The 25621-nt window shown below is 65.5% G+C and carries 24 protein-coding genes and 1 tRNA gene; 14 read left to right on the top strand and 11 right to left on the bottom strand.

Going from position 1 to position 25621, the window contains the following annotated elements; all coding sequences use genetic code 11:
* Nucleotides 1-65 precede the first annotated feature (65 nt).
* Nucleotides 66-140 (bottom strand) — tRNA-Gly (locus JWJ88_RS09365).
* A 196-nt stretch (nucleotides 141-336) separates the two neighbouring features.
* Between JWJ88_RS09365 and JWJ88_RS09360 the strand changes: the two genes are divergently transcribed.
* The 4 genes from JWJ88_RS09360 to JWJ88_RS09345 all read left to right on the top strand — a co-directional run bounded on the left by JWJ88_RS09360 (nucleotide 337) and on the right by JWJ88_RS09345 (nucleotide 3424).
* A complete protein-coding gene (locus JWJ88_RS09360) occupies nucleotides 337-957 on the top strand; it encodes a DUF5671 domain-containing protein (RefSeq protein WP_205293835.1) in 621 nt (206 codons plus the stop codon).
* Nucleotides 950-1384, top strand: a complete 435-nt coding sequence (locus JWJ88_RS09355; protein ID WP_205293834.1) for a hypothetical protein — start codon at nucleotides 950-952, stop codon at nucleotides 1382-1384. The genes JWJ88_RS09360 and JWJ88_RS09355 overlap by 8 nt, the downstream gene beginning before the upstream one ends.
* A gap of 167 nt (nucleotides 1385-1551) precedes the next feature.
* Complete coding sequence (locus tag JWJ88_RS09350; protein WP_205293833.1) at nucleotides 1552-3171, top strand: (2,3-dihydroxybenzoyl)adenylate synthase; 1620 nt, start codon at nucleotides 1552-1554, stop codon at nucleotides 3169-3171.
* Between the two features lie 10 nt (nucleotides 3172-3181).
* Complete coding sequence (locus tag JWJ88_RS09345; protein WP_205293832.1) at nucleotides 3182-3424, top strand: phosphopantetheine-binding protein; 243 nt, start codon at nucleotides 3182-3184, stop codon at nucleotides 3422-3424.
* Nucleotides 3425-3437: 13 nt separating this feature from the next.
* Here JWJ88_RS09345 and JWJ88_RS09340 read toward each other — a convergent pair whose 3' ends face one another.
* Genes JWJ88_RS09340 through JWJ88_RS09330 form a run of 3 tightly spaced genes read right to left on the bottom strand, consistent with a single transcriptional unit; the run spans nucleotide 3438 to nucleotide 6054 of the window.
* On the bottom strand, nucleotides 3438-4211 hold the full coding sequence (locus JWJ88_RS09340) for an SDR family oxidoreductase (RefSeq protein ID WP_240200144.1): 774 nt from the start codon (nucleotides 4209-4211) through the stop codon (nucleotides 3438-3440).
* On the bottom strand, nucleotides 4208-4849 hold the full coding sequence (locus tag JWJ88_RS09335) for an isochorismatase family protein (RefSeq protein ID WP_205293831.1): 642 nt from the start codon (nucleotides 4847-4849) through the stop codon (nucleotides 4208-4210). Before JWJ88_RS09335 ends, JWJ88_RS09340 begins: the two co-directional genes overlap by 4 nt.
* On the bottom strand, nucleotides 4849-6054 hold the full coding sequence (locus tag JWJ88_RS09330; protein WP_205293830.1) for an isochorismate synthase: 1206 nt from the start codon (nucleotides 6052-6054) through the stop codon (nucleotides 4849-4851). The genes JWJ88_RS09335 and JWJ88_RS09330 overlap by 1 nt, the downstream gene beginning before the upstream one ends.
* Here JWJ88_RS09330 and JWJ88_RS09325 point away from each other — a divergent pair.
* From JWJ88_RS09325 to JWJ88_RS09305, 5 genes are all read left to right on the top strand, one after another.
* The gene (locus JWJ88_RS09325; RefSeq protein WP_205293829.1) at nucleotides 6053-6199 is read left to right on the top strand and encodes a hypothetical protein; all 147 of its coding nucleotides are present in this window, start codon (nucleotides 6053-6055) and stop codon (nucleotides 6197-6199) included. The genes JWJ88_RS09330 and JWJ88_RS09325 overlap by 2 nt on opposite strands.
* A gap of 233 nt (nucleotides 6200-6432) precedes the next feature.
* Nucleotides 6433-7395: a diacylglycerol/lipid kinase family protein gene (locus JWJ88_RS09320; RefSeq protein ID WP_240200143.1), complete on the top strand. Its 963-nt coding sequence runs from the start codon at nucleotides 6433-6435 to the stop codon at nucleotides 7393-7395.
* Nucleotides 7392-8180, top strand: a complete 789-nt coding sequence (locus JWJ88_RS09315; protein WP_205293827.1) for a metallophosphoesterase family protein — start codon at nucleotides 7392-7394, stop codon at nucleotides 8178-8180. The genes JWJ88_RS09320 and JWJ88_RS09315 overlap by 4 nt, the downstream gene beginning before the upstream one ends.
* A 214-nt stretch (nucleotides 8181-8394) precedes the next feature.
* Entirely contained in the window at nucleotides 8395-9582 is a 1188-nt protein-coding gene (locus JWJ88_RS09310; RefSeq protein ID WP_205293826.1) for a THUMP domain-containing class I SAM-dependent RNA methyltransferase, read from the top strand.
* A 93-nt stretch (nucleotides 9583-9675) separates the two neighbouring features.
* The gene (locus JWJ88_RS09305; protein WP_205293825.1) at nucleotides 9676-10425 is read left to right on the top strand and encodes an SDR family NAD(P)-dependent oxidoreductase; all 750 of its coding nucleotides are present in this window, start codon (nucleotides 9676-9678) and stop codon (nucleotides 10423-10425) included.
* Nucleotides 10426-10434: 9 nt separating this feature from the next.
* On the opposite strand, the gene JWJ88_RS09300 is transcribed toward JWJ88_RS09305, so the two are convergent.
* Both JWJ88_RS09300 and ribA read right to left on the bottom strand, forming a co-directional pair.
* Nucleotides 10435-10950: a L,D-transpeptidase family protein gene (locus JWJ88_RS09300; RefSeq protein WP_205295173.1), complete on the bottom strand. Its 516-nt coding sequence runs from the start codon at nucleotides 10948-10950 to the stop codon at nucleotides 10435-10437.
* A 17-nt stretch (nucleotides 10951-10967) separates the two neighbouring features.
* Nucleotides 10968-12029, bottom strand: a complete 1062-nt coding sequence (gene ribA / locus JWJ88_RS09295) for a GTP cyclohydrolase II (protein WP_205293824.1) — start codon at nucleotides 12027-12029, stop codon at nucleotides 10968-10970.
* A 133-nt stretch (nucleotides 12030-12162) separates the two neighbouring features.
* Here ribA and JWJ88_RS09290 point away from each other — a divergent pair, with 133 nt between their 5' ends.
* The 5 genes from JWJ88_RS09290 to JWJ88_RS09270 all read left to right on the top strand — a co-directional run bounded on the left by JWJ88_RS09290 (nucleotide 12163) and on the right by JWJ88_RS09270 (nucleotide 15787).
* Nucleotides 12163-12849: a response regulator transcription factor gene (locus JWJ88_RS09290; RefSeq protein ID WP_036757032.1), complete on the top strand. Its 687-nt coding sequence runs from the start codon at nucleotides 12163-12165 to the stop codon at nucleotides 12847-12849.
* Nucleotides 12850-13177: 328 nt separating this feature from the next.
* Nucleotides 13178-13963 (top strand): exodeoxyribonuclease III, encoded by a 786-nt coding sequence (locus JWJ88_RS09285; RefSeq protein ID WP_205293823.1) that lies wholly within the window; start codon nucleotides 13178-13180, stop codon nucleotides 13961-13963.
* A gap of 84 nt (nucleotides 13964-14047) precedes the next feature.
* Nucleotides 14048-14959: a thioredoxin family protein gene (locus JWJ88_RS09280; protein ID WP_205293822.1), complete on the top strand. Its 912-nt coding sequence runs from the start codon at nucleotides 14048-14050 to the stop codon at nucleotides 14957-14959.
* Between the two features lies 1 nt (nucleotide 14960).
* Nucleotides 14961-15599, top strand: coding sequence for an LON peptidase substrate-binding domain-containing protein (locus tag JWJ88_RS09275; RefSeq protein WP_205293821.1), 639 nt, complete (start codon nucleotides 14961-14963; stop codon nucleotides 15597-15599).
* The gene (locus tag JWJ88_RS09270) at nucleotides 15596-15787 is read left to right on the top strand and encodes a Trm112 family protein (RefSeq protein ID WP_240200142.1); all 192 of its coding nucleotides are present in this window, start codon (nucleotides 15596-15598) and stop codon (nucleotides 15785-15787) included. The genes JWJ88_RS09275 and JWJ88_RS09270 overlap by 4 nt, the downstream gene beginning before the upstream one ends.
* A gap of 53 nt (nucleotides 15788-15840) precedes the next feature.
* Here JWJ88_RS09270 and JWJ88_RS09265 read toward each other — a convergent pair whose 3' ends face one another.
* The 5 genes from JWJ88_RS09265 to JWJ88_RS09245 form a co-directional block, all read right to left on the bottom strand.
* Nucleotides 15841-16197: a DUF779 domain-containing protein gene (locus tag JWJ88_RS09265; RefSeq protein ID WP_205293820.1), complete on the bottom strand. Its 357-nt coding sequence runs from the start codon at nucleotides 16195-16197 to the stop codon at nucleotides 15841-15843.
* 2 nt (nucleotides 16198-16199) lie between these two features.
* Nucleotides 16200-17234, bottom strand: coding sequence for an alcohol dehydrogenase AdhP (gene adhP / locus JWJ88_RS09260; RefSeq protein WP_205293819.1), 1035 nt, complete (start codon nucleotides 17232-17234; stop codon nucleotides 16200-16202).
* An 89-nt stretch (nucleotides 17235-17323) separates the two neighbouring features.
* Nucleotides 17324-18850, bottom strand: a complete 1527-nt coding sequence (gene adh, locus JWJ88_RS09255) for an aldehyde dehydrogenase (RefSeq protein ID WP_205293818.1) — start codon at nucleotides 18848-18850, stop codon at nucleotides 17324-17326.
* A gap of 104 nt (nucleotides 18851-18954) precedes the next feature.
* A complete protein-coding gene (locus JWJ88_RS09250) occupies nucleotides 18955-19953 on the bottom strand; it encodes a GAF domain-containing protein (protein WP_205293817.1) in 999 nt (332 codons plus the stop codon).
* Between the two features lie 122 nt (nucleotides 19954-20075).
* Nucleotides 20076-25577: an alpha-2-macroglobulin family protein gene (locus tag JWJ88_RS09245; RefSeq protein WP_205293816.1), complete on the bottom strand. Its 5502-nt coding sequence runs from the start codon at nucleotides 25575-25577 to the stop codon at nucleotides 20076-20078.
* Between the last annotated feature and the right edge of the window lie 44 nt (nucleotides 25578-25621).

Here is a 25621-nt window from a genome sequence, read left to right as displayed (position 1 = left end):
TGTCTGACCAGAAAAGCCGAAAACGGCCCGTAGGCCGTTTTTCGCAATCCCTAAGGAAGATTTTTTGGAGCGGGCGATGAGATTCGAACTCACGACCCTAACCTTGGCAAGGTTATGCTCTACCCCTGAGCTACGCCCGCACTCCATCCCGACGGCGCTTCGCCTTCGGTGAGGCGTCATTTATGGGAGCGCGTCGGGGGGTGCAAGGGTAAAAATCGCACCGCCTGGAAAATTTTCGCACCATCATCGGGGGCGGGTGAAAGGCCGCAAGGGACGGCAATGGGCTTGACCGGCGGCCGGCTTTGCCGAAACCTTCCTGCCGTAAGGGGACGCGCGATGAAACCATCCGACCAGCTTTCCGAATTCGTCCGCCATGCCTTGGCCCAAGGCGGGGACCACGACGGTATCGCAAGGGCGCTGACCCATGCCGGTTGGTCCGCGCCCGAGATTGATGAGGCGCTGGGGGGATGGGAATCCGCGCCCGGCCTGCCGCCGGTGCCGCGTCCGCGTCCCTATGCCTCGGCGCAAGAGGCGCTGCTTTACGGCCTGCTGTTCCTGTCGCTTGGGATGATCGGCTGGCATGTATGCGAACTGGGCATGGCGCTGATCGACCTGTTGATCCCGGACCCCTCGGACAGCCGCTATTACGGGCCGGGCAGTTCGGTGCGTTGGTCCATCGCCTCGCTGATTGCCTTTGTGCCGCTGTTCTTGCTGCTTAACCGCAGGGTGGCACGGCTAAGCCGGGGTGACGCGGGCCGGCGGCGGTCGCTGGTGCGTAAGTGGTTCGCCTCGCTGACGCTGCTGGTCGTCGCGCTGGTGTTCCTGGCGGACGGGATCTATGTGATCTATGCGCTGCTCAATGGCGATCTGACCGCGCGCTTCGCCGCCAAGGCTGCACTGGTGGCCGCAATTGCCGGGCTGATCTTTGCCTATTACCGGGACGAGTTGAATGACTAAGGGCTGGGCCACGCTGGCCATCGCGCTTTTGGCCTTGGTGGCCATCGTTGCCGGGTTGGTGCTGACCGGCGGCCCCGGTCAGGCCCGCAAGGAACGCCGCGACCGCGAGCGTGAAAGCGACCTTTCCCATCTTAGCCGGCTGGTGGGATGTCTGGCGCGCGAAAACGGCAACCGCCTGCCCGAGAGCGTGCGGACAACGCCGGGATGCGACTGGCAGTTGCGGTTGGCCGACCCTTTTACCGGCGCGCCATATCATTACGAGGTGACTGGCCCGCGCAGCTATCTGCTGTGTGCCGCTTTCGAACTGCCGCAGCGTCGTCCGCATGGACTGTCTGATCGTGACGAATCGGGGTGCATTGCCCGTGTCTTTATCCCTGCGGGTCCGCAGCGTCCCGCTGCCGGGGCGACGATTCCCTATCGCGGCTAGCAGATCCGGCGTTTCGAACGAGAGAGGGCTGGCTTGGTTGCACCGATGAAAGGGCGCGGCTGGCTTGCTTCAAGAGAGTAAGCGGGATAAAAATACTCAACTATTATCGCCGGTCAAGGTGCCTTTGGCGCCCTGAGCGGCCCATTGTTGTCAGAACAGGTATCCGCATGATCGAATTCAACCCTTGGCCGCACGACCTTGCGCAGCATTATCGCAAGGCCGGTTACTGGATCGACCAGCCGCTGTCCCATATCCTGGACGCGCAACTGGCCGCCAATCCGCAGGCCGAGGCGCTGGTTTGCGGTTCCCGCCGCCTCAGTTATGCCGATCTGGACCGGCAGTCGCGCAATCTGGCCGCACGGCTGGCGCTTTGCGGGCTGGGGCATGGCGATACGGCGCTGGTGCAGTTGCCCAATGTGGCCGAGTTCTTCGTCACCTTTTTCGCATTGCTGCGAATCGGTGTGGCACCCGTAAACGCGCTTTTCAGCCATCGGCGGCTGGAACTGACCGAATATACCCGCCAGATCCAGCCGCGCGTGGTGATCGCTGCGCGCGAGCATGAGCTTTTCCGCGACGATGCCTTTGCCGATGAACTGCGTGCCGGTGGCGTTGCGCAACTTTTGCTGCTGGGCGAGGATGACCCAGAACGCAGCCTGACCCATTGGCTGACCTATGGCGGCGATCTGCCCGACGGTGCAGGTCCGACGCCTGCCGATCAGGTCGCATTCTTCCAACTTTCGGGGGGCAGCACCGGCACGCCCAAGCTGATCCCGCGCACACATAACGATTACGACTACAGCATCCGTGCCAGTGTCGGAATCTGCGGCGTTACCTCGGCCACGCGCTTTCTTTGCGCTTTGCCGGCTGCGCATAATTTTACCATGAGCTCGCCCGGCACGCTGGGGGTGTTCCATGCCGGCGGCGCCGTCGTCATGGCCCCCAGCCCAGAACCGCTGTCCTGTTTCGGAATCGTCGCGCGCGAGCGTGTCACAATGGTCCCGCTTGTCCCGCCCGCCGTGGCGCTGTGGCTGCGCGCGGTCGAAGAGGACCCGTCGCGTCGTGCCATGCTGGGCAGTCTTGACCTGATGCTGGTCGGCGGGGCCAGCTTTGCCGAGGCGACGGCCCGTCGCGTCCCCGAACTGCTGGGCTGCCGCTTGCAACAGGTTTTCGGCATGGCCGAGGGCTTGGTGAACTATACCCGCCTAGACGATCCGGCCGAGGTGATCTTTACCATGCAAGGCCGCCCGATCAGCCCGGACGATGAGATTCGTATCGTCGACGAAGACGGCGATGATGTCCCGGACGGCACACCGGGCGCCCTGGCCACGCGCGGCCCCTATACCTTCCGCGGCTACTACCGCAGCCCTGAACATAACGCACAGGCCTTTGATTCCGAAGGTTTCTATTATTCGGGCGACGTGGTCGTCCGGCAGGGCGGCAACCTGCGCGTCGTGGGCCGCATCAAGGATCAGATCAACCGGGGCGGTGAAAAGATCGCTGCAGAAGAGATCGAGAACCTGCTGGTCCGCTTTCCCGACATCACCCATGCCGCGCTGGTTGCCGCCCCGGATGCGCATTTGGGCGAGAAAAGCTGCGCTTTCCTTGTGCTGCGCGAGGGGGTGGGCAAGTTGTCTCCGCCCACGCTGCGCCGGTATCTGCTGGAACTGGGGGTGGCCGAATACAAGCTGCCCGACCGTTTCCGCTTTTTGCCCGAACTGCCGCTGACGGCAGTGGGCAAGATCGACAAGCGCCGCCTGCGCGACAGCCTCGCGACTGAAACCGCCTGAAAGGATGACCATGGATATTGCCCAGAAAGCCGACCTTACCCCGGAGTGGCTGGCTGCCCGCGTGCAAAAGATGATCGAGGACGATTGCGAGATCGAGCCGTCCGAGAACCTCGTCCTCTATGGGCTGGATTCCATTGCGGTGATGACTTTTTCGTCGGAGCTCAAGCAGATCGGTGTCGAGGCCAGTTTCGAGGAACTGGCGCGCGAGCCGGCGCTGGAAAATTGGTGGGCGCTGATCGCCTCGCGCCTGTGACCCGGCGGCGGGGTCAGGCGCGCAGCGTTCCCCCGCCATCGACGTAAAGGTCGGCCATGGTGACATGGCCAGCCTGATCCGAAAGCAGAAACATCACCGCGCTGGCGATATCCTCGGGGGTTGCCAGCTTTTTCAACGGGATGCCGGTGCGATAGGCTTCAAGGTTTCCCTCGATCACCGACCGCTCGCCCGCGCCGCCGTCCTCGGCCCACATGCCGGTCTGCATCGGCGTCAACGTCGAACCGGGCGCCACGATATTGCAGCGCACGCCATGGCCGGCCAGTTCCAGCCCCAGACAACGGATCAGCATGGTCGCCGCTGCCTTTGACGCGGCATAGACGCCCATGTTCATTCGCGGAATTCCCGCCGCGTTCGAACTAACTGCGGCGATGGCGCCGCCGCCGTTGCGGGCCATGGCCCGGCCAAAGGCGCGGGTCACGTTGAAAGTCCCGGTGGCATTGATGCCAAGGACCCGATCCCACTCTTCGGGCGCAAGCTCCAGCAATGGCCCGATGGCCAGCACCCCTGCGGCGTGGACGCCAAGGCCCAGCGGGCCATGCGCCGCCTCGACCTCGGCCACCAGCGCTTCGGCAGCCTGATCGTCGCGCACGTCGAGCGGTCGGTTCTCGGCTCCCGCCACCGAATTTGCGGCCAACGCCTCCTCGGTATCCGTGGCGACGACTTTCGCCCCTGCATCCAGCAGCGCGCGCACCACCGCCTGACCGATGCCGCCGGCCGCGCCGCTGACGATGGCGGTTTTGCCTTCGAACCCAGTCAGATGCATCATTTTACCTCGTTCAATGCAGCAACGGCCTGTCGGGTGGACAGCGGCACACCGCAGGTTGCGGCGATCCAGCCCATCGCCATATCCTGTTTCTCGCGCGAGAAATCGGCCTGCGCATCTGCGACGGCAAAGACTTCGATGTCGCGCTGGAATGCCTCGGCAGCGGTGGCAAGGCAGCCGATATGGGCATAGATGCCGCAGATCATCAGCTGATCCCGGCCGCGCACGCGCATCAGATGTTCCAGATTGGAGCGTTGGAAGGCGCTGTAGCGATGCTTGACCAACACGATATCACCATCGGCCGGAGCCAGTTCGGGCAGGATCTCTTCATGCTCGGGGGTGGCGCTCATGCCGGGACCCCACAGATCTGCCTGAAGCCCGCGGTCGGGGCGGAACTGGTCGCCCTTTTGCGCGGTATAGAACACCGGCACGCCCGCATCCCGCGCCGCCCGGATCAGCCGTGCGATATTCGCCACCACGGGCGTCAGGGGTGCGGCGTCCGGATAGATACGGCAGAAATAACGCTGCATGTCGTGAACCAGCAGCGCAAGCCGGTCGCGGTTGGGTTGCCATGCGCCGCGGGGGGTGGGCAGTTCGGCCTCGGACGGCGGGTCATAGGGGGTGATGCCGGGCAGGGCCATCAGATCTCTCCATTACGCACAACGCCCTGCAATGCAGCATCCTGCGGCAGGCCCAGGGCAGTCAGAAGCGCGCCAAATTTCGCGCCGGTCTCGGCGGCCTCGGCCATCGGGTCCGAGCCGGGAACGATTCCCGCGCCCGCGTATAGCCGGGCCTGCCGGTTGCTGATTTCGGCGCATCGGATGGCGACATACCATGCGCCATCGCCGCTGGGTTTGCACCAGCCGACCGCACCCGCATAGAAATCCCGCGCCACGGGTTCAAGCGCCTTGATGAAACCCGCCGCCCGCGCCCTTGGCACGCCGCAGACCGCCGGAGTCGGATGCAGGGCCGAGGCCAGCAGGACCGAGGGCGTGCCTTCGTCCTTCAACCGGCCCTCGATCCGGGTGCCCAGATGCCACATGCTGCGGGTCGAGGTAAGGCGGGTGCCTTCGGGGCAGCTTAGCTCGCGACAAAAAGGCGCCAGCGTGTCCAGGATCGACTCGACGACCAGCGCATGTTCGCGCTGATCCTTGGACGAACCGAACAACGCATCGGCAAAGGCACGGTCGGCGACCGGATCGGCCTGCCGAGGGGCCGAGCCTGCCAGCGGATGCGAGATGACGCGCCGGCCCCGTTTCTCGACCAGCAATTCCGGTGTCGCGCCGCACAGCGTGCGGCCATGCGGATGGTCCGGACCCTTGGGCAGAGCCACACGAAAGGCAGTGACGCTGCGGTCTGCACGCAAACGCGACATCAACGCCTCGACAGGGATCGGCACGGCGGATTCGACCAGCAGTGTGCGGGCCAGAACGATCTTTTCCAGCGCATCCGGGCCGCCGGTTTCCTCGGCCATAATGCCAAGTGCGCGCGTCACGGCGTCGGCATAGACCTGCGCCGCGGGTTCGGCGGTCATCTCCCAGCTTGGCAGCGGCAGGCCTTGCGGCGCGATGCCCCTGGGCAGAGGCGCCTCGCTGCAGGGGCATTGCCACAGGCAATCATCGGCATCGCGGTCAAAGGGCAGGGCACCGCCGATCATCTTGTCAGGCGCGGCCGTGGCAAGGGCCGCCGTCACGCGGGTTTCAAGCGTTGCGGCATTGCCGGCGGTAATCTGCTGCGCCGGTCCCCGGCCCAGGATGCGTCCCGATGGGCCGTCGAAACCGAAAAGAACCTGATCAGACACGGGCGCCGCCGATTTTTTCGACGCCTCGGACAGGCAGATGTTCATGATGCATCTCTTTATCAAACGAATTTTGTCCCCGATCCTGATCGCCGCCCGCAGCGGCAAGAATGGTGCAGGTTGCGCAGACATGGGTAATGCTGCGATCAGTTATTCGGGACAGAACTCTCCTGCGCAGGGGTTAGGTAACTGATAACTCGGGTGGCGAACCGCCCATTCCCCGAAAGGTACGACCGGTCGGGCAAGGTGTGAATCCCGCCCCTCAGCTTCCCGCGCGCAATCTGTCAAAGCCCTCCGGCAAAGGCAAGTAAAAAGATCAGGATTATTCCCTCCGGCCTGATTGCCGCAACAGTCGCGCAAGGCCGGGATCGGAACCCGTCATGGGGCCGGGGGGTTGCGGGTGGCCCAATGCGGAAAGACAACGACATGACAAGCCAAGGTGATCTGGCCGAAAACTTTGACTTCGATCTGGCCCGGGCCCGGGTCTGCGTCATCGTGAACATGGGCTCGGGCCGCGAGGCGGGCGATGACATCGCGGACAAGCTGCGCACGACATTGCAGGACCGGGTGGCCGAGCTTCACATCCGCGGCACCGGACAGGGTGCCGATCTGCCCGCCATGGCGCGCGAGGCCGTGGCCCAGGGGTTCGACCTGATCGTCGCGGCCGGGGGCGACGGCACGCAGGCGGCTGTTGCCGGTGCGGTGACCGGCACCTGTGCGGCAATGGCGGTCATCCCCGGTGGCACCTTCAACTATTTCGCGCGCGACCTCGGCTCGGGCGAAACGGTCGAGCAGGCGCTGAAGATGTTTGACACTCCCCGCATTCGCCCCGTTCATGTCGGAGAGATGAACGGTATGATCTTCCTGAATAACGTCAGCTTCGGCGCCTACCCCGAGATCCTGCGGCGCCGCGAAAGCATCTATCGCCGCTGGGGCCGCTCACGGCTTGCGGCCTATTGGTCGGCGGTCGCGGCGCTGTGGAACCTGCGCCGCCCGCTGCGGCTGACGGTGCGCGCGGACGGCCAGGAACGCCAGTTCACCACCGCCTTGGCCTTTGTCGCGAAAAGCGCCTATCAGCTGGACAGTTTCGGGCTGGAAGGGGCGGATTGCGTGCGAAACGGCCAGTTGGCGCTTTTGGTGGCGCGGGCGAAGCGGCCCGGACCGCTGGTGCGCTCGGCCCTGCGGCTGGCTTTGGGCAAGACGGCGCGCTACGCCGATTTCGACCTGATCTGCGCCGATGAGTTTGAACTGGAAACCGTGCCGTGCCATGAATATGTCGCCCATGACGGTGAAAAGACCTGGATGGATTCACCCTTTCGCGTCCGCGTGCGCCACGAGGCGCTGCGGGTGCTTGTGCCGGCGGAAAGCGCCGGGCGGGACGCCGGATGACCCGCATCCTGCATCTGTCGGACCTGCATTTCGGATTGGAACGCAAGCCGCTGGTCGAGCCGCTGCTCGACCGGATCAATGCCGCGCAGGCCGATCTGGTGGTGGTAACGGGTGATCTGACCCATCGCGGCCGTTCGGCTCAATTCGCGCAGGCGGCAGAGTTTCTGCGCCGGATCGAGGCGCCGTTGCTTGCGGTTCCAGGCAATCACGACATCCCGCTCTACAAGCTGGCGGATCGGGTGATGCGGCCCTATCGCCGCTGGCGCCGCGCCATCGCCGAAAATCTGGAGCCGGTGGGCCATGTCGGCAATCTGCGGGTGCAAGGGGTGAACAGCGTCGATCCGATGGCCTGGCAGCGCGGCATCATCACCCCGGCGCAAGTGGCGCGCGTTGTTGCGGGGCTGGACCCTACTTGCATCAATATCATCGCGCTGCATCATCCGATGCAGCAACGTCCGCAGGTGGACAAGGCGCTGATGCAGGGCGCTGGGCCGGCTCTTGCAGGCTTTGAGGCCGAGGGCGTGGATCTGGTCCTGACCGGCCACCTGCATTTGTGGTCGATCGGCGCCTTTCTGGGCGAACAGGGGCGACCGATCCTGCAGGTGCAGGCAGGCACTGCCCTTTGCGACCGCCCCGGGGACCGGCAGAACGAATTCGCCGTGCTGGATTTCTCGGGGCCCGACCTGCTGGTCGAACGCCACGTCGCCCCCATGAACGAGCCCGGCTTTGGCCCGCCCCAACACCTGCATTTTACCCGGCGGAACGACCTCTGGCACCCCGGCTGATTTTCTTTCGTGGACAAATATCCCGGGGGGCGTTTCTTCGGCCCCGTCGAGGGGCCAGAGAAACGGGGGGCAGAGCCCCCGCCTGCCTCGCCCCCTGTGCGACAGGGGATTGCGCCGCACCGACCGTTTCACGAAACGCCGGCCCGAATTGCGCACATTGCCTTCACCCGCTCCCCGGCGCATGATGCGGGGTCCTTTTTCCCGCCGGAACCCGATGAAGCCCCGCACTGCCAAAACCGCATCCAGCCAGACCCCGCCCAACCCGCAGCCTGAGGCCGCACCGTTGGCCGCCGATCCGGCGCGAATGGAAATCTTTCTGGTCGCCACACCCGGCCTCGAACAGCCGCTGGCCGAAGAAGCCCGCGCGCTGGGTTTTGACGCGCAACCCCAACCCGGCGGCGTCAGCTTTATCGGCGGCTGGCCCGATGTCTGGCGGGCCAATCTGGCCATCCGAGGCGCGACGCGGGTGCTTGCACGTATCGGCGCCTTCCGCGCCATGCATCCCGCGCAACTCGACAAGCGCGCGCGCCGCTTTCCCTGGGCCGACTGGCTGCGCCCGGACATTCCCATCCGCATCGAGGCCACCAGCCGCAAATCCCGCATCTATCACGCCGGCGCCATCACCCAGCGGATCGAGGCGGCGATCCGCGATAGTCTTGGTGTCCCCGTCGCCGAGGATGCGCCGCTTACGCTGAAGATCCGTATCGAGGACGACCTGTGCACCATCAGTCTGGATACCTCGGGCGAATCCCTGCACCGACGCGGCCACAAGCAGGCGGTGGGCAAGGCGCCAATGCGCGAGACGATGGCGGCGATGTTCCTGCGCCAATGCGGCTTCGACGGGCGCGAACCGGTGCTGGACCCGATGTGCGGTTCGGGCACCTTCGTCATCGAGGCGGCAGAGATCGCGGCGGGCCTGCACCCTGGCCGCATGCGCCACTTCGCATTCGAACATCTGCCGGGTTTTGACCAGCAGGCGTGGCAGGCGATGCGCGCGTCCCCCGCGATCCCGCCTGTGCCCGCGCAGGTCCGCTATCACGGCAGCGACCGTGATCCCGGCGCGATCCGCATGAGCCGCGAAAACGCCGCCCGCGCCGGTCTGGAAAGCTGGACCGGCTTTGAAAACCGTGCCATCGGCGAGCTTGAACGGCCCGAGGGCCCGCCCGGCCTTGTCATCATCAACCCGCCCTATGGCGCGCGTATCGGCAATAAGGGTCCGCTGTTCGGTTTGCACGCGGCAATGGGAGAGGTGCTGCGCAGCCGTTTCAAGGGCTGGCGAGTCGGCCTTGTCACCAGCGACGCGCAACTCGCCCGCGCCACCGGATTGCCCTTTCACGAGCCGGGACCCTATGTCGCCCATGGCGGGCTGAAGATCAGGCTCTGGCAGACTGCGCCACTATGACACAGGAACCCGGATCGCCGCCGCTGCATTGACAGACAGATCAGAGGGGCCGCAATTCCTGCGACAGGCCCCTGAACGCGCGGAGATTGCCCGATGGATATTCGTTTCGACAACAAGATCGCCCTTGTGACCGGTGCCGGCTCGGGTCTGGGCGAGGCGATAGCGCTGGAGCTTGCTGCCTCGGGGGCCACGGTCGTGGTGGCCGATCTGCACGAGCAGACCGCCCAAGCCACCGCCGGGAAAATCGTTGCGGCCGGCGGCCGGGCCGAGGCCGTGGCGGGCGATGTTTCCGATCCCGAACAGGTCCGCAAGGCCATCGCCGTCGCCGAGCGGCTGGGCGGGTTGCACCTGCTGGTGAACAACGCCGGCATTGGCGGCCCCAGCGCGCCTATCGGGGAATATCCGCTCGACGGCTGGAAAAAGGTCATCGACATCAATCTGAACGCGGTCTTTTACGGGATGCGCTACGGGATTCCGGTGATGCTGGACTCTGGCGGCGGGGCGATCGTCAACATGGCCTCGATTCTTGGCTCGGTGGGGTTCAACGGAGCGGGCGCCTATGTTTCGGCCAAGCATGGTGTCGTCGGTATGACCAAGAATGCGGCGCTGGAATATGCGCAAAAGGGCATTCGGGTGAATTCGGTCGGCCCGGCCTTTATCGACACGCCGCTGCTTGCCCATATGGACGACGCCACGATTCAGGCGCTGATTGCCCGCCACCCGGTCGGCAGGCTGGGCAAGGCCGATGAGGTCGCGGCTCTTGTTGCCTTCCTGCTTTCGGATCGCGCCAGCTTTATCACCGGCAGCTATCATCTGGTGGATGGCGGCTATACCGCCGCCTGAAACGGGGCGCTAATCCTTGCCCTGCCGCGCCGCCGCCCGACGCGCGGGCCAGCGCGGCAGGGCTGGCACCTCCAGCACATCGCCGGGTGCCACGGCCGAGGCCAGCCAAAGCAGGTCGCGCCGCGCCATGGCGATGCAGCCGGCTGTCGGAAAACCCGGCCGTCGCCACTGGTGCAGGAAAATCGCCGAACCCATGCCCGCACGGGCCTGCGGATAGTTCCAGTCGGTAATCAGGACGATATCGTAAAGCGGGTCGGGGCGTCGCATCGCTTCGTGGCTGTGGCCAAAGGGTGCGCGCACCGGATGGTTATAGGCGATATGGTCCGACGCGTCGCACCACAGATCGCCGGGCAGGATCGGCTGTGCCCACCCGTTCGGCCGAGCCACGCGGTCGGGGCGGTAAAGCAGCCCGACGATGCGATGTCGGCCCTGCGGCGTCGCCCCATCCCCTTCGCGCTTGGCTGTCGAGATCCCGCCGCGCCCGACCGAGCAGGGGATGACCCGGGCGCCCGCCCGCAGCCCCATAGGGGTCAAGAGCAGCCTCACAGCAAATGGCCCGACTTTTGCGCCTTGATGTCCAGATAACCGGTGTTGTGGCGGTTCCTGGGCGTAATCAGCGGCACACGCTCGGCCACCTGGATGCCGTGGCCTTCCAGCATCGCCACCTTCCTGGGGTTGTTGGTCATCAGCCGAACCGAGCGGAAGCCCATTTTCTTAAGAATGCCGGCCCCGATGCGAAAATCACGCTCGTCATCCTCGAAGCCCAGCCGGTGATTGGCTTCGACCGTGTCGAAACCTTGATTTTGCAGGGCATAGGCCCGCATCTTGTTGGCAAGGCCGATTCCGCGCCCTTCCTGGTTCAGATACAGCAAAACGCCCGCACCCGCCTGACCCATGGCGGCCAGCGCGGCATGCAGTTGTGGACCGCAATCGCATTTCAGGCTGCCCAGCACATCGCCGGTGAAACAGGCCGAATGCAGCCGCGCCAGAACCGGGGCATCGCGGGCAGGCGTGCCGATTTCCACCGCGTAATGCTCGGCCTCGCCATTATCGGGGCGAAAGATATGCAGCTTGGAGTTTTCGGCCGCAAGCAACGGCAGGCGGGCCGCGGCGACGGGGGCCATCGCTGCCTCGGTCGCCATCTGCGCAAGCGCGGGCCCCGGGGACAGATGCGTCAGCCCCCCGAGGGGCTCGGTCGCAGGCACCACCAGCACGGCGGGCAAAAGCTGCGCCGATTTCGCCAGGGCAATGCCCACGCGATGCGCATCGACATCGCCGCCGCGCGGGCTGCGGAAGGGCCCCTTCATCGGCGTCATCAGATCGCCCGCCGGATCGGCCACCGCCCGTAGCCAGGCAAGGTCCGCATCGCCCGGCACCTCGATCCGCGCCAGATCGCGGTCGTAGACCCGCACCTTCAGCGTCTCGGCACGCGGCTGGGTAATCGCCAGCACGGGGGGGCCAAGGGCGCGCATCGCCTCCAGCCGGTCGGGGCGCAGCGTCTCGACCGCGGCGACAAGATGCCCGCCGATGACCACGGGCAATCCCATGCGCAGGTCGGCGCGGGCGCGCGACAGGGTCTCGGTCAGGGTCGGGATCAGGGTCATCGGGCCTGCATGTCTGAAACAATCTGAAACATAAGACGGATTTCCGACAACTCCATGTGAGAATTGCTGCAAACCGCTGGACGCTTGCCGCGCCACACCACAGTTTTCGGCCATAACGCCAAAGGAGGCAAGAATGGCCGGACTGAAAAAGATCTTGCTGGTCGATGACGAGGATGACCTGCGCGAGGCGCTGGCCGAGCAATTGGTCGCCACCGAAGATTTCGAAGTGTTCGAGGCGGGCTCGGGCCATGAGGCGGTCGAAAGGACCAAGGGTGCGATCTTCGACCTTGTCGTCCTTGATGTCGGCTTGCCCGATACCGACGGGCGCGAGCTTTGCAAGCGCCTGCGCAAGCAGGGCGTGAAATGCCCCATCGTCATGTTGACCGGCCACGATACCGATGCCGACACGATTCTCGGTCTCGATAGCGGTGCGAACGACTATATCACCAAACCCTTCAAGTTTCCGGTGCTGCTGGCACGGCTTCGTGCCCAGTTGCGGACACATGAGCAATCCGAGGATGCGATCTTCCAGCTTGGCCCGTATACGTTCAAGCCGGCGATGAAGATGCTGATCGACCAGAAGGACCGCAAGATCCGCCTGACGGAAAAGGAAACGAATATCCTGAAATTCCTTTACCGTGCACAAGACGGAGTGGTGCCGCGCGACGTGCTGTTGCACGAGGTGTGGGGCTATAATGCCGGCGTGACCACGCATACGCTGGAAACCCATATCTATCGCCTGCGCCAGAAGATCGAGCCCGATCCTTCAAATGCTCGGTTGCTGGTTACCGAATCCGGCGGCTATCGCTTGGTGGCTTGATATATGTTGAGCGACGAAACCTTCGTCTGACTTGGGGGTTTTTCTTGCCAAGCCCGGTGGTCGGAGGATGCGGCCACATGACGACCCGGCCCCGATCCAGATCGGCGGCCGGGTTTCATATTTTGTCCGTTGCGCGGGGGCGCTTCGCCCCCCGCACCCCCCGAGGATATTTCCACACGAAAGATGGACCATCTACGTGTGCGATTTCGTTATTCTTTCGTGACCAAATATCCTGCGGGGGTCCGGGGGCGCAAAGCCCCCGGTCACGGCAGCGGTGGACAAGCAGAGTTGGGGTCCCTAGGGTCACGCCCGAAAAAGGAGCCTGCCCGTGTTCACCATCGCTACCTGGAACATAAACTCGGTTCGCCTGCGCGAGGCGCTTGTCGCCCGTCTCCTGACCGAAGAAGCCCCGGATATCCTCTGCCTGCAGGAAACGAAAAGTCCGGTCGAGCATATTCCGCTCGAGGCGTTCCGGGCGCTTGGCTACAACTATTTCGTGGCGCGCGGGCAAAAGGGCTACAACGGCGTGGCCATCCTGTCCAAACTGCCGATCGAGGATGCGGGCGATCGCGATTATGCCGGGCTGGGTCATGCCCGCCATGTTGCCGCGCGGCTGGAGAACGGCGTTACCGTCCATAACTTTTACGTTCCGGCGGGTGGCGATATTCCTGATCGTGAACAGAACCTCAAGTTCGGCCAGAAGCTCGATTTCCTGACCGAGATGCGCGACGTCTTTCATGCCGACAGGCCCGCGCGCGCGATCATGGTGGGCGATCTCAACATCGCCCCGCGCGAGGATGACGTCTGGAACCACAAGGCGTTACTGAAGATCGTCAGCCACACCCCAGTCGAGGTCGAACATCTGGCTGCGGCGCAGGATGCCGGGAAATGGGTCGATGTCACCCGCAAGGATATTCCCCAAGGCATGCTCTACAGTTGGTGGAGCTATCGCGCACGCGACTGGGATGCCGCCGACAAGGGCCGACGTCTCGATCATATCTGGGCCACGCCGGATATTGCCAATGCGGGCCATGGCAGCCGCATCCTGCGCCCTGTGCGCGGCTGGCAGCAGCCCAGCGACCACGTTCCGGTGCTGGCCAACTTTGATCTTTGACGGGATGCGGTGCGACAGCCGAATCTTGCATCGCGCCGGTCGCTGCGCCATCTAAGGGGCAACCCTTTCGCATGAGGATACCCGATGCTCGAGCTTGGCTCCGCCCCTAAAGATGCCGCCCCCGCAGATATCATCAAGGATGTGACCGAAGCGACCTTCATGGCCGATGTCGTCGAAGCTTCGATGAAGGTTCCGGTGATCGTGGATTTCTGGGCCCCTTGGTGCGGCCCCTGCAAGACGCTTGGCCCGCAGCTTGAAGCCGAGGTCGGCCGCCACAAGGGCCGCGTCCGCATGGCCAAGGTCAATGTGGATGAGAACCAGATGATCGCCGGCCAGTTGCGCGTGCAGTCGATCCCGACGGTCTATGCCTTTTTTCAGGGCCAGCCGGTCGATGCGTTCCAGGGCGCGGTCCCGCAAAGCCAGATCAAGCAGTTCGTCGACAAGCTTGTTGCGCTGGGTGGCGATGACGGCGGTCTGGCCGAGGCGCTGGACGCCGCCGAGGCGATGATTGCCGAAGGCGCGCCCGAAGATGCTGCCGAGACTTTTGCCGCGATCCTTGAGGAAGAGCCCGAGAATGCCGCCGCCTGGGGTGGCCTGATCCGCGCCCATCTGGCTGGGGGTGCCGAGGACCGCGCCGAGCAGGCATTGGCGCAGGTGCCCGCAGCCGTGGCCAATGCCGCGCCCGTCGAGGCGGCGCGTGCCCAGTTGCAACTGGCGCGGCAGGCGGCTTCGGCCGGCCCGCTGGATGAGTTGCGCCAGAAGGTCGAGACCGATCCGACCGACCAGCAGGCGCGTTTCGACTATGCCACCGCGCTGCATGCGGCGGGCGAGGTCGAGGGGGCGATAGACCAGCTTCTCGAGGCTTTCAGCCGCGACCGGGAATGGAACGACGGAGCGGCCAAGGCGCAGCTTCTGACTATTTTCGATGCGCTCAAGCCCACCGATCCGCTGGCGCAGAAGGGGCGGCGGCGACTGTCCTCGCTGATCTTCGCCTGACATGGCGCGCGGCGTCGATCTGCCCGAGGGCATCCCGCTGTTTCCTCTGCCGGGCGCGGTGCTGATGCCCCGCACCCGCCTGCCGCTGCAGATATTCGAGCCGCGCTATCTGCAAATGGTCGAGGATGTTCTGAAAACCCCTTCGCGGCTGATCGGCATGATCCAACCTGCCGAGGGGGGCTTGGATTCGCTGGCTCAGGTCGGCTGTGCGGGGCGTATCGTGGCATTCTCCGAACTGGACGACGGGCGGCTGATGATCTCGCTCCGGGCGCGCTCGCGCTTTCGGCTGAACGAGGTGCGCCCCGGCTTTACCCCATATCTGCGCGGGCAAGTGGATTGGTCGGGCTATGAAGGCGACCTGGCCGTCCAGCCCGAAGAGGACGTGGGTTTCGAGCGCAAGGGGTTCATGGCGCGGCTTGGCCGCTATATGGAACAGCGCAGCCTTTCGACCGACTGGGACACCGCAAAGGCGTCCGAGGAAGAAACGCTGGTCAACTCGCTGTCCATGCTACTGCCCTTTGCGCCCGAGGAAAAGCAGGCCCTGCTGGAGGCGCCGACGCTTGCCGAGCGTCGCGTGTTGTTGGAAGGGCTGCTGGAATACGCCCTGCATGGCGGCGACAATGAGGAGACGATTCAGTGACCGACACCACCGAACGCGGTTATGACCGCCACATGCTGGAGGCGCTGGTCTGCCCGGTGACCCATGCCACCCTGCGTTATGACGCCAAGGCGCAGGAATTGGTTTCCGAGGCGGCGGGGCTGGCCTTTCCGATCCGGGACGGCATCCCGATCATGCTGCTTAACGAGGCGCGCCAGATCCGCGCCTGAGAAACAGGCGGGCGCACGGGTGGATCAGGGGAGGCCGTGCGCCCGCCCCGCGGTCAGAGCCGGCAGATCTCGGACCGCACCAGGAAGCGCCGCTCGCGTCCGTTGTCCAGACTGAACATGCCGCCGCGCCCGGGCACGGTGTCGATGATCAGGCGGGTATGCTTCCAGGCTTCGTATTGGCTGCCCGAGATGTAAAACGGCATGCCGCCGATCTCGCCCAGCTTCACGTCATGTTCGCCGATGCGGAATTCGCCTTGCGGATAGCACATGGGCGAAGACCCGTCGCAACAACCCCCGGACTGATGAAACAGCACCGGCCCATGATCGGCGACGATCTCGGCCAGCAGCGCCAGTGCTGCCGGGGTGGCCTCGACCTGATTCAGGTCCTGGGGATTGGCGACGGGTTCCATGGTCAGTCCACCATATCCAGCACCATGCGGCCTTCGATCTGGCCCTTGTGCATCTGGCCGAAGATGTCGTTGATATCTTCCAGTCTGGCGCGATGCACGGTGGCCTTGACCTTGCCTTCGCCGGCGAAATCCAGCGATTCCTGAAGATCCAGCCGGGTCCCGACGATCGAGCCGCGCACGGTGATGCCGTTCAGCACCATGCCAAAGATATCCAGCGGGAAATCCCCGGGCGGCAGGCCGTTCAACGCGACCGTGCCGCCGCGCGAAACCATGCCTATGGCCTGCTCGAACGCCTTGCGGCCTACTGCGGTGACCAGCACGCCCTGCGCGCCGCCATCGGTCTGTTTCTTGATCGCGGCGGCCGGATCGGGGTCGGTTGCGGCGTTCACCGTGACCGTCGCACCCAGTTTTCGGGCCAAGGCGAGCTTTTCGTCATCGATATCGACGGCGGCGACGTTCATGCCCATGGCCTTGGCATATTGCACCGCCATGTGCCCAAGCCCGCCGATGCCCGAGATCACCACCCAGTCGCCGGGCTTGGTGTCGGTGACCTTCAGCCCCTTATAGACCGTCACGCCTGCGCATAGCACCGGGGCGATCTCCAGAAAGTCGATGTTCTTGGGCAGGTGGCCGACATAGTTCGGATCGGCCACCACGTAATCGGCAAAGCCGCCGTTCACCGAATAGCCGGTGTTGAGCTGGCTTTCGCACAGGGTTTCCCATCCGCCCAGACAATGACGGCAATGACCGCAGGCGGTGTAAAGCCAGGGCACACCCACCCGGTCGCCTTCCTTGACATGCTTTACCCCGGCGCCCACGGCGGAAACGAAGCCCACGCCCTCGTGCCCCGGAATGAAGGGCGGGTTCGGCTTGACCGGCCAGTCGCCCTCGGCCGCGTGCAAGTCGGTATGGCATACGCCCGAGGCATGGATCCTGACCTGAATCATACCGGGGCCGGGTTCGGGGATCGGGACCTCGTCGATGGTCAGGGGTTTGCCGAATTCGCGCACGACGGCAGCTTTCATGGTTTTGGCCATGAAGGATCTCCTTGTGGTTGGTCTTGGGAGAGGAGGGCAGGGAAAGGAAGCGTGCCGGGCGCGTGGTGCATGCGCCCGGCCTTTTTGCGTCAGAAGAAGCCCAGTTTTTTGGGCGAATAGCTGACCAGCATGTTCTTGGTCTGCTGATAGTGGTCCAGCATCATCTTGTGGGTTTCGCGCCCGATACCCGACTGCTTGTAGCCGCCGAAGGCCGCATGGGCGGGATAGGCGTGATAACAGTTGGTCCAGACCCGACCCGCCTTGATGCCGCGACCCATGCGGTAGCAGGTATTGGCGTCGCGCGACCACACGCCTGCGCCAAGCCCGTAAAGCGTGTCGTTGGCGATCTCCAAGGCTTCGGCCTGATCCTTGAACGTGGTGACGGAAACCACCGGGCCAAAGATTTCCTCTTGGAAAATCCGCATCTTGTTGTTGCCGCGAAAGATCGTCGGCTCGATGTAATAGCCGCCCGAAAGTTCGCCGCCCAGATCGGCTGCATTGCCGCCGGTCAGCACCTCGGCGCCTTCCTTCTTGCCGATGTCCAGATAGCTGAGGATCTTTTCCTTCTGTTCGCTGGATGCCTGCGCGCCGATCATCGTATCGCTTTCGCGCGGGTCGCCCTGCTTGATTGCCTCTACTCGCTTGACGGCGCGTTCCATGAACTGGTCATAGATCGATTCCTGAACCAGCACGCGCGAAGGGCAGGTGCAGACCTCACCCTGGTTCAGCGCGAACATGGTAAAGCCTTCCAGCGCCTTGTCGAAGAAATCGTCATCCTCGCGCGCAACATCGGCAAAGAAGATGTTGGGCGACTTGCCGCCCAGTTCCAGCGTCACCGGGATCAGGTTTTCCGATGCGTATTGCATGATCAGCCGGCCGGTCGTCGTTTCGCCCGTGAAGGCGATCTTCGAGATGCGGTTGCTGGAGGCCAGCGGCTTGCCGGCTTCGAGCCCGAAGCCGTTCACGATATTCAGGACGCCCGGCGGTAGCAGGTCGCCGACCAGCCCGATCCAGACCATGATGCCGGCGGGGGTCTGCTCGGCGGGTTTCAGCACCACGCAGTTGCCGGCGGCCAGTGCGGGCGCCATCTTCCAGCAGGCCATCAGCAGCGGAAAGTTCCATGGGATGATCTGACCCACGACGCCCAGCGGTTCATGGAAGTGATAGGCCACGGTGTCGTCGTCGATCTGGCTGATCGAGCCTTCCTGCGCGCGCAGCACGCCGGCGAAATAGCGGAAATGATCAATGGCCAGCGGCAGGTCGGCGGCCATGGTTTCGCGGATCGGCTTGCCGTTGTCCCAGGTTTCGGCGGTGGCCAGAAGTTCCAGGTTCTGTTCCATCCGGTCGGCGATTTTCAGCAGGACGGCCGCCCTTTCGGCCGGGCTGGTCGCGCCCCATTTGTCCTTGGCGGCATGGGCGGCGTTCAGCGCCAGTTCGATATCGCCCGCTTCCGAGCGCGCGATCTGGCCGATTTCGGCACCGGTGATCGGGGTCGTGTTGGTGAAATACCTGCCCGAGACGGGCGCCACCCAGTCGCCGCCGATGAAGTTGTCATAGCGCGCCTCGAAGGGCAGCGCGTTCACGCCCTTGAAGGGGTGCGTTTGATCGTTCGGCATGATGTTCCTCCTGTCATCCGGCTCCTCCTGCCGGTTGTCCAAGAGGGTGGGCCCGCAAGGGCGTTCGGTCAACGCAAGCCTTCGTGCCCCACCGCCGATGTGTTTCAGGGGCGAGACAGTTTGCCGGGATTTTCGTCGATACCCAGCCGCGCCATGCGGCGATAAAGCGTTGCGCGTCCTACCCCCAGCGCCCGGGCGGCGGCCGAGACGTTGCCCTCGGCCCGCGCCAGCGCGCGAATCACGGCCGCGCGTTCGGCGCGTTCAAAGCCGGTGGCATCGTCCTGCCGGCCCAGCAGATCCGAGGCGGGGCGCGGGCGCAACTGCCCCTCTTTCTCAAGGCCGAAGGCGCGACGTGCGGCCCGGTTGGCGCCGATGGCCAGATCATCCTTGTCCACCGCAATCAGCAGCGTGGTGTCCTCGGCCCCCTCGGCCTGCGCGGTGATGATGCGCGCACCGGGGAAAGAGACGCGGAAAAACGCCGCCTCAATGGCGCGGGCGCTATGCGCGACCTGTGCCGCGATCAGCGCGTTTAGCCGTTCGGTGTGGTCAGAGCGGGCAGAGCTGACGTCCAGCGCCGCGATCAATCGCCCGTCAGGACCCCAGATCGGGGCGTCCATGCAGGAAAGCCCGGTGTTGCTGGCATAGAAATGTTCGTCCCGGTGGATGGTGACCTGCCGCCCTTCGGCCAGGCAGGTGCCGATGCCGTTGGTGCCCTGCACTTCCTCGGACCAGTCCATGCCGCGCCACAGCCCCCAGTCGCGAAAGGTGGTGGCATCGCCCTGGCTGACGCGATGTTCCAGCACGATCCCGTCGGCGTCCGTCAGCAGCAGGTTGCAGCCGGTCGGGCAGACAAGCTGGAAAAGCTGGTCGAGCTGCGGCCGGGCGATGGCGATGAAGCGGTCCATGCGCTCGACGCATTCGGACAGTTCGCGCTCGGTCAGGCGGCGGCGGTCGGGCGGGCGCGTCGGGTCAAGCCCATGCTTGAGGATCGAGCGGCGCCAGCTTGCCGCCAGCCGGCTGACGGCGGCGGGCGATTGCGACGCCTTGACCACGCGGTCTTCGTGGCGCGTTGCGGTTGGCGATACCGGGCGGGTTTCAGCCAAGGCGTCCTCCCCTTCCTTATACGATCGGGGGGATTATTGCCCGGGGGGACGCGATGGGGCAAGCAATCCTTTCGCCAAGCCACCACCCCGGCCCGTGTTCGGGGGCCGGGGTGGCCTGCGGTTCAGGGTGCGACGGTGACCGTGCCGCCGTCGCTCCATGCCCGGAACTCGGGGCGATACATGTCCTCGACGCTGGCGGCGGGGTGGCGGAACTCTCCGGGCGTTACGGCGCGGACGATATAGGCCAGCCGGAAGCTTTCAGCCGAGGTCCATGTCAGTGCCGCAGCAAAACGGTCGGCGCGGAACTCGGTCATTTCGGCCGAGGTCTCTGCATCCAGCCAGTCCAGCGCCGAGACATCGCCGGCGCGCAGCAGGTTGGGGTTGTCGATTTCCCACCCGGCGGGCAGGGGGTCGGCGATGATCAGCCGTCCACCGCCCTCGGACTGGGGCGAGATTTCCAGCTGCACCACCATTCGCGTGCCTTGTGGCAGGTTGGCAGGGTCCAGCGCCTCGCCCTCGATGCTGTAATAGTGGCGTGTGATGGAATAGCCGCGCCCGCCTGCCGATGGCGCGGCGGCAGGCTTGCCGGTCGCGGTCAGCGTCACCTCCAATGCGCGGTCGCCGGTGTTGGCGATGCTGGCGTCTGTCGGCAGGCTTGCCACCGGCTGGCTCAGCGCCACCCCGTTCAGCGTCGCGGGTGGGGTGGAACTGAACAGCGATTGCGCCGCCATCACCGTCCAGACGGATTCCTGCGTGGAAAGGCTGCGCCCGTCCTCTGCCGCCCGTGCGATGCGTTCGGCGATCTGGCTGGTCAGGTCGGTGGCATCGACGGCCTGGGTCTTTGCCTCGGCCGCCAGCGCCAGCAGCGCTGTCGCATCGCGCAGCTTGGTGCCGTAATCGGCGCGGAAGGCATGGGGTTCGGGCGCGCCCAGGTTCAGCAGGTTGCGCGCCTGCGTGAACATGCGATCCGCCCGGCCCTGATCGCCATAGGACGCCAGCGCCGCGCCCAGATTGGCGGCAGCCATCGGCGTCGAGAACGACCCGGCGGCGGTATCGGCGTAATAGCGCAGATCGCCCACGGTCGCCGCCCGTTCGCGTGCCAGCACCGCTAGCGCATAGGCAAGGGCCGCGTTTTCCTCGGCCGAGGCGGCATGGGGTTCGGTTGCGTAATTGGTGCGGTTGCGAAGATTGTCGATGGCCATGCGGAAGGCGGTGTCGGGCACCTGATAGCCCGCCGTCCGCGCCCGCGACAGGAAGTCGGTGACATAGGCCTCCAGCCACAGATCGCCCGAATCCGCCGACCACAGGCCGAAACCGCCGTTCGAGCCCTGACGGGTCAAGATCTGCGTGATCGCCTTTTGCACCTGCTCGCCCGCACCGCCGCTGTCGACGCCCTCGACGGCAGCCAGATTGGGCAGGTAGATCAGCGGCAAGGCGCCCGAGGTCAACTGCTCGGTGCAGCCATAGGGATAGCGCGCCAGACGCATCAGAGCCCCCGCCACGTCCAGCCTTGCATAAGGCCCAATGGCCACGGTGATCTCGGCTCCGGGCAGCATGGCCTGGGTCAGGCCGGCAGGCACGGTGATGCTTTGGCCCGGTTCGACCACCAGCCGGTCCCGGTTCTGGATGTCGGCTTCGTTCAGCGACACGGGGATGGTGATGTCCTTGGTCAGTGCCTCGCCGTCCGGGGTGGTCAGCGTCAGCCGCAGATTGGCCAGTCCCTCGGCATTGCCTGCGGTGACCGGCATCTGCACCTGCGCCTCGGCCTTCTCGGTCAGGGTCACGCTGTCCTGGGGCAGGGTCGTCGTCAGGGGTGCCTCGCCGCCCACCTGCTGCACCGCCAGCCGCATTTCGCCGGCAGGACCCGAGGCATGGGTCAGCCGCAGCCCCACCCGGGCCCGGTCGCCGGGCGCAAGGAAGGCAGGGGCGGTCACGGTCATGACCACAGGATCGCGCACCAGAACCGAGGCGTCGGCCTGCCCGATGCCTTTGCCGGACCAGACCACGGCCATGACCCGGACCTCGCCGTTGAAATCGCCCACGGGCACTTCGACCGTCGCGGTGCCGTCAGCGCCCACCGTGACCGGACCCGAGAACCAGCTCATCAGCTTTTCGGTCGGCGGCGGAGCCTCGGCATTGCCGGAAAGATTGGCATCGCCGCCCTCGCGCAGCGCGCCATCGGGCGCGCCGGTGGGCAGGATCAGCCGGCCGTAAAGATCGCGCAGCGCCACGCCCAGACGTCGCTGACCGAAGTAATGCTGCGAAGGGTTGGGCGGCTGGAACCCGGTCAGGTTCAGGATGCCCTGATCGACGGCGGCGATGGTGGCATATACCGTCTCGCCCGCCGCGCCATCGGTTTTCAGCGTGACCGGAATCAAGCCGCGGGGCCGGGTCTCGGCCGGGGCCTCGATGCTTGCGGACAGCTTGCGGTCGCCCGGATCGACGGTGGCATGGGCCAGACCCAGCGCGCGCGCCGGCTGACGGTCGCCTCCCTGTGCGCCCTCCAGCGGGCGGATGGCGCTGACGGTGACATAGACGCCCGCACCCCATTCGTCCGTCACGGGCAGGTCGATGGCGTTCTCGCCCGCCTTCAGCGTCACGGTCTGCATCGAGACCAGCCGGTTCGACAGCACCGAGACAAGGCCCAGCCCGTCGCTGGCGGCCTCGACCCGGACGCGGGCGGTATCGCCGCTGCGATAGGCGGGCTGATCCAGCGTCACCTGCAGGCGGTCCGGCGTCTCGGACCCCGAATTCGCCACCGCGCCCCAGCCGGCATAAAATTGCGTCGAGCTTTGTCCGCCCTGACCCGAGGCCGGCTCGGCCACCAGTTCATACTGGCCCCATTCGACCGGGGCGCTGATCTCGGCCGGGGCGTCGCCCGGTTCGGCCACGCCTTCGGTGACGCGGGTGCGGGTGGTGATGACCTCCCAATTCCACTGGCCGCCCAGCGAATACCATTGGTAGTCGGTGTCGATGCGGTTCAGCACCCAGCGCACCGGCTCGGCGGCCGGCTTCAGGTCGGGACCGACGGCGATAAGCGCAAAGCGGCCTTCGGTGTTTTCCGATACGGTGTCGCCTTCGAACAACGGCCTGATGCCGATGGCCGGGGCCTCGGGCATGACCACGCGCGATTCACTACGCTCGACCGGGCGGCCGGCACCTTCGCGGATGTCCAGCACCACCTCGGCCTCGACCGGGCGTGGGCCGAGTTCGCTGGCCGGCGGCAGGTTGATCCGGGTCTGGTAATTGCCCTGCGCATCGGTGGCCCCCGGCGGCAGGCTGTCGGTCACGGGCGAGGTGTCGTCGTCGTGCCGGCCAAAGACATAGCCATTGAAGCCGTCAAGGGTCCGGGTCGGCGACAGGCGCAACTGACCCTCGACCGGCAGGTTCGCGGCGGGTGCGCCGAATAGCCAATGTGCCGAAAGCGATAGGTCAAGCGTGCCGCCCGCGCGCGCCGCGCCTTCGGGCAGGCGCGGGGTAAAGTCGATGCGCTCGGGCAGGAAATCCTCGACCAATATCCGTGCGGTGGCCAGTGCCGGGCCATCCGCCTCGGTGCGCAATTCCATCCGCCATGTGCCGCGCGGGGCGTTGCCGGGGATGGCCCAGGCGACGGTGCTGCCACCCGCACCTGCGTCCTGCGCCGGTATCCGCGTCGCCTCGACACCGTCGGGACGCAGGATCACGGCGGTCAGGGGCAGGTTTTCCAGCGCCCGGGCTTCGGCGTTGCGGGTAAGGATCGTGGCATTTACCGTCTCGCCGACGCGATAGGCGCCGCGGTCGGTGGTCAGGAACAGGTCGATCGGCGGCGCGGGCGGCTGGCCCTCGACTCCGCGATCCGACAGGTCGAATTCTGGGTCGGAAAGCGAAAGGAACGCCATGTCGCGCGGCGCGCGCTCGGCGCCTTCGCCCTGCCATTCGGTCACCGTCACCAATGCCGGCGCGGCGCCGTCCTGGCCCAGCGACAGGCCCGGTGCGAAATGCGCGATGCCGTCAGCGTCGGTCGCGGCCTTGGCAAGCACCTCGTTCGAGCGGCTGACCAATGCGACCTCGGCCCCGGCCTTGGCCGAAGTGTCGGAAAGGCTGCGCACCGCGACGGTCAGCCCATCCGTGCCGCTGAAGGTCGAGATGCCGAAATCCGAAATCACGAACCATTGCGTCGCAAGCCCGGTGTCCGAGATGTCCTGGTTCTCGATTCCTGCCTCGACGATATAGATGCCGGGTTCCAGTGGGCCGACATGGGCGGGAATGGCAAGGCTGGTGGTCAATTCCTGATTCAGCGCATCTTGCCCCATGGGCTTTGCGACATCCGCCGTGCCTGCCCAGACCTCGCGCGCCATGCGGTCGCTGAAGTAATCGGCACGCCAACTGTCCAAGGGGGTGGCGAACATATCCTCGGCCATGGCGCGGATCAGGTTGCGGTCGGAAATGCGCAGCAGGCGCAGGTTGATCTGGTCGGCGTTGACCGTGACCATAGACAGCCGCTGATCGCCCGAGGCAGGCAGCACATAGGCGCGGCCGGGAAAGCGGACCTCGGGGCTGCGGTCGCGGACATAGCCTTTCAGCGTCACGTCGCGGGCCAGTTGTTCGCCGTCGGCCGAGGGCAGGCCGGCGCGCAGGGTCAGTTCGACCTCTTGTCCATGCGTCAGGCCGGCGACGCAAAGCCTGTCGCCTGTTGCCTCGACGGTCAGGTCGCGGCCGGGCAGGCGCAGGAATTGCGCATAGTCGGTGGCCTCGGACAGGTTGCGCGACAGGATGGCGCAAAAGCGGGGGGTCTTTCCCTCGGCCTCGACCTGGGTATCGGTGACGCGCAGGCCGTTGCGGGCCTCGGATTCCTCCAGCGCGGTGGCGATGGCGCTGTCGCCGGGCGAAAGCTGCGCCGCCAGACGCAACGCCGAAAGCGCATCGCGGCCGCGGTCCAGCCGCTCCCATGCCATGGCCAGCCATGACAGGGCGCGGGCCGCCACCGCGTCCTCGCCCGCCCGCAGATAGCCGTTGATCGACATCGAGGCGATCGAGCCCGACGCCTCGCGGTCATATTGCTCGCTGGTGTAAAGCGTCAGCCGCGCCAGATTGGTCCAGTCGGGGGCCCGGTCGTCACGCGCCGCCAGCGAGGCCATGATCTGCGCTGCGCCGGCCAGATCGCCCGCCATTTCGGCGCTTGAGGCCAGATCTGCCGCATTGCCGGGTCCCAGCGCCGGGTGCATGGCCGCAAACAGGCGCGCCTGAGTATGCGCTGCTTCGCGGTCTTGCGCGGCGATAAAGGGTGCGGCCGCCATGCGCGATTCGGCGCGCAACCGCACTTCGGCCGAAGGCGTCAGGACATGGCCCGAAATCGCCCCCGCAAAGGCCGCTGGCGTCCCCGCAGCCTCGCCCTTGGGAAAGCAGGCGCGGGCGCGTTCGTTATAGGTCAGCGCGCGGCAGTCGGCGTTGCCAACACATGCCTGCACGCAGGCTTGCAGCGTGGTGTCGAAGATCGGGCCAAGGTCGCCGCCCGGCAGATCGGTATCGGCCTGCAAGGACAGCCGCCGCTCGGGCAAGGGCGCGTCCTGCGCCATGGCTGTGCCGGCAATGAAAAGCCCGGCCAGTGCCGCTGTGACAAAACCGTGCCAGATGGGACGTGCCATGACCTTGCTCCTTCTGCGCCTGGAACTCTTGTGGCATCGGTGCG

It is taken from the genome of Paracoccus methylovorus (genome assembly GCF_016919705.1).
In the GTDB taxonomy this organism is placed as follows: Bacteria; Pseudomonadota; Alphaproteobacteria; order Rhodobacterales; family Rhodobacteraceae; genus Paracoccus; species Paracoccus methylovorus.
The sequence above is the reverse complement of the archived record's forward strand: the minus strand, read 5'-3'. Positions and strand labels throughout refer to the sequence as shown.

What these genes read in the sequence shown, in the direction of transcription:
- JWJ88_RS09360 (WP_205293835.1), top strand. Translation starts at nt 337, where the DNA reads ATGAAACCATCCGACCAGCTTTCCGAATTCGTCCGCCATGCCTTGGCC.
- JWJ88_RS09355 (WP_205293834.1), top strand. Translation starts at nt 950, where the DNA reads ATGACTAAGGGCTGGGCCACGCTGGCCATCGCGCTTTTGGCCTTGGTG.
- JWJ88_RS09350 (WP_205293833.1), top strand. Translation starts at nt 1,552, where the DNA reads ATGATCGAATTCAACCCTTGGCCGCACGACCTTGCGCAGCATTATCGC.
- JWJ88_RS09345 (WP_205293832.1), top strand. Translation starts at nt 3,182, where the DNA reads ATGGATATTGCCCAGAAAGCCGACCTTACCCCGGAGTGGCTGGCTGCC.
- JWJ88_RS09340 (WP_240200144.1), bottom strand. Translation starts at nt 4,211, where the DNA reads ATGATGCATCTGACTGGGTTCGAAGGCAAAACCGCCATCGTCAGCGGC.
- JWJ88_RS09335 (WP_205293831.1), bottom strand. Translation starts at nt 4,849, where the DNA reads ATGGCCCTGCCCGGCATCACCCCCTATGACCCGCCGTCCGAGGCCGAA.
- JWJ88_RS09325 (WP_205293829.1), top strand. Translation starts at nt 6,053, where the DNA reads ATGATGCATCTCTTTATCAAACGAATTTTGTCCCCGATCCTGATCGCC.
- JWJ88_RS09330 (WP_205293830.1), bottom strand. Translation starts at nt 6,054, where the DNA reads ATGAACATCTGCCTGTCCGAGGCGTCGAAAAAATCGGCGGCGCCCGTG.
- JWJ88_RS09320 (WP_240200143.1), top strand. Translation starts at nt 6,433, where the DNA reads ATGACAAGCCAAGGTGATCTGGCCGAAAACTTTGACTTCGATCTGGCC.
- JWJ88_RS09315 (WP_205293827.1), top strand. Translation starts at nt 7,392, where the DNA reads ATGACCCGCATCCTGCATCTGTCGGACCTGCATTTCGGATTGGAACGC.
- JWJ88_RS09310 (WP_205293826.1), top strand. Translation starts at nt 8,395, where the DNA reads ATGAAGCCCCGCACTGCCAAAACCGCATCCAGCCAGACCCCGCCCAAC.
- JWJ88_RS09305 (WP_205293825.1), top strand. Translation starts at nt 9,676, where the DNA reads ATGGATATTCGTTTCGACAACAAGATCGCCCTTGTGACCGGTGCCGGC.
- JWJ88_RS09300 (WP_205295173.1), bottom strand. Translation starts at nt 10,950, where the DNA reads ATGGGGCTGCGGGCGGGCGCCCGGGTCATCCCCTGCTCGGTCGGGCGC.
- ribA (WP_205293824.1), bottom strand. Translation starts at nt 12,029, where the DNA reads ATGACCCTGATCCCGACCCTGACCGAGACCCTGTCGCGCGCCCGCGCC.
- JWJ88_RS09290 (WP_036757032.1), top strand. Translation starts at nt 12,163, where the DNA reads ATGGCCGGACTGAAAAAGATCTTGCTGGTCGATGACGAGGATGACCTG.
- JWJ88_RS09280 (WP_205293822.1), top strand. Translation starts at nt 14,048, where the DNA reads ATGCTCGAGCTTGGCTCCGCCCCTAAAGATGCCGCCCCCGCAGATATC.
- JWJ88_RS09275 (WP_205293821.1), top strand. Translation starts at nt 14,961, where the DNA reads ATGGCGCGCGGCGTCGATCTGCCCGAGGGCATCCCGCTGTTTCCTCTG.
- JWJ88_RS09265 (WP_205293820.1), bottom strand. Translation starts at nt 16,197, where the DNA reads ATGGAACCCGTCGCCAATCCCCAGGACCTGAATCAGGTCGAGGCCACC.
- adhP (WP_205293819.1), bottom strand. Translation starts at nt 17,234, where the DNA reads ATGGCCAAAACCATGAAAGCTGCCGTCGTGCGCGAATTCGGCAAACCC.
- adh (WP_205293818.1), bottom strand. Translation starts at nt 18,850, where the DNA reads ATGCCGAACGATCAAACGCACCCCTTCAAGGGCGTGAACGCGCTGCCC.
- JWJ88_RS09245 (WP_205293816.1), bottom strand. Translation starts at nt 25,577, where the DNA reads ATGGCACGTCCCATCTGGCACGGTTTTGTCACAGCGGCACTGGCCGGG.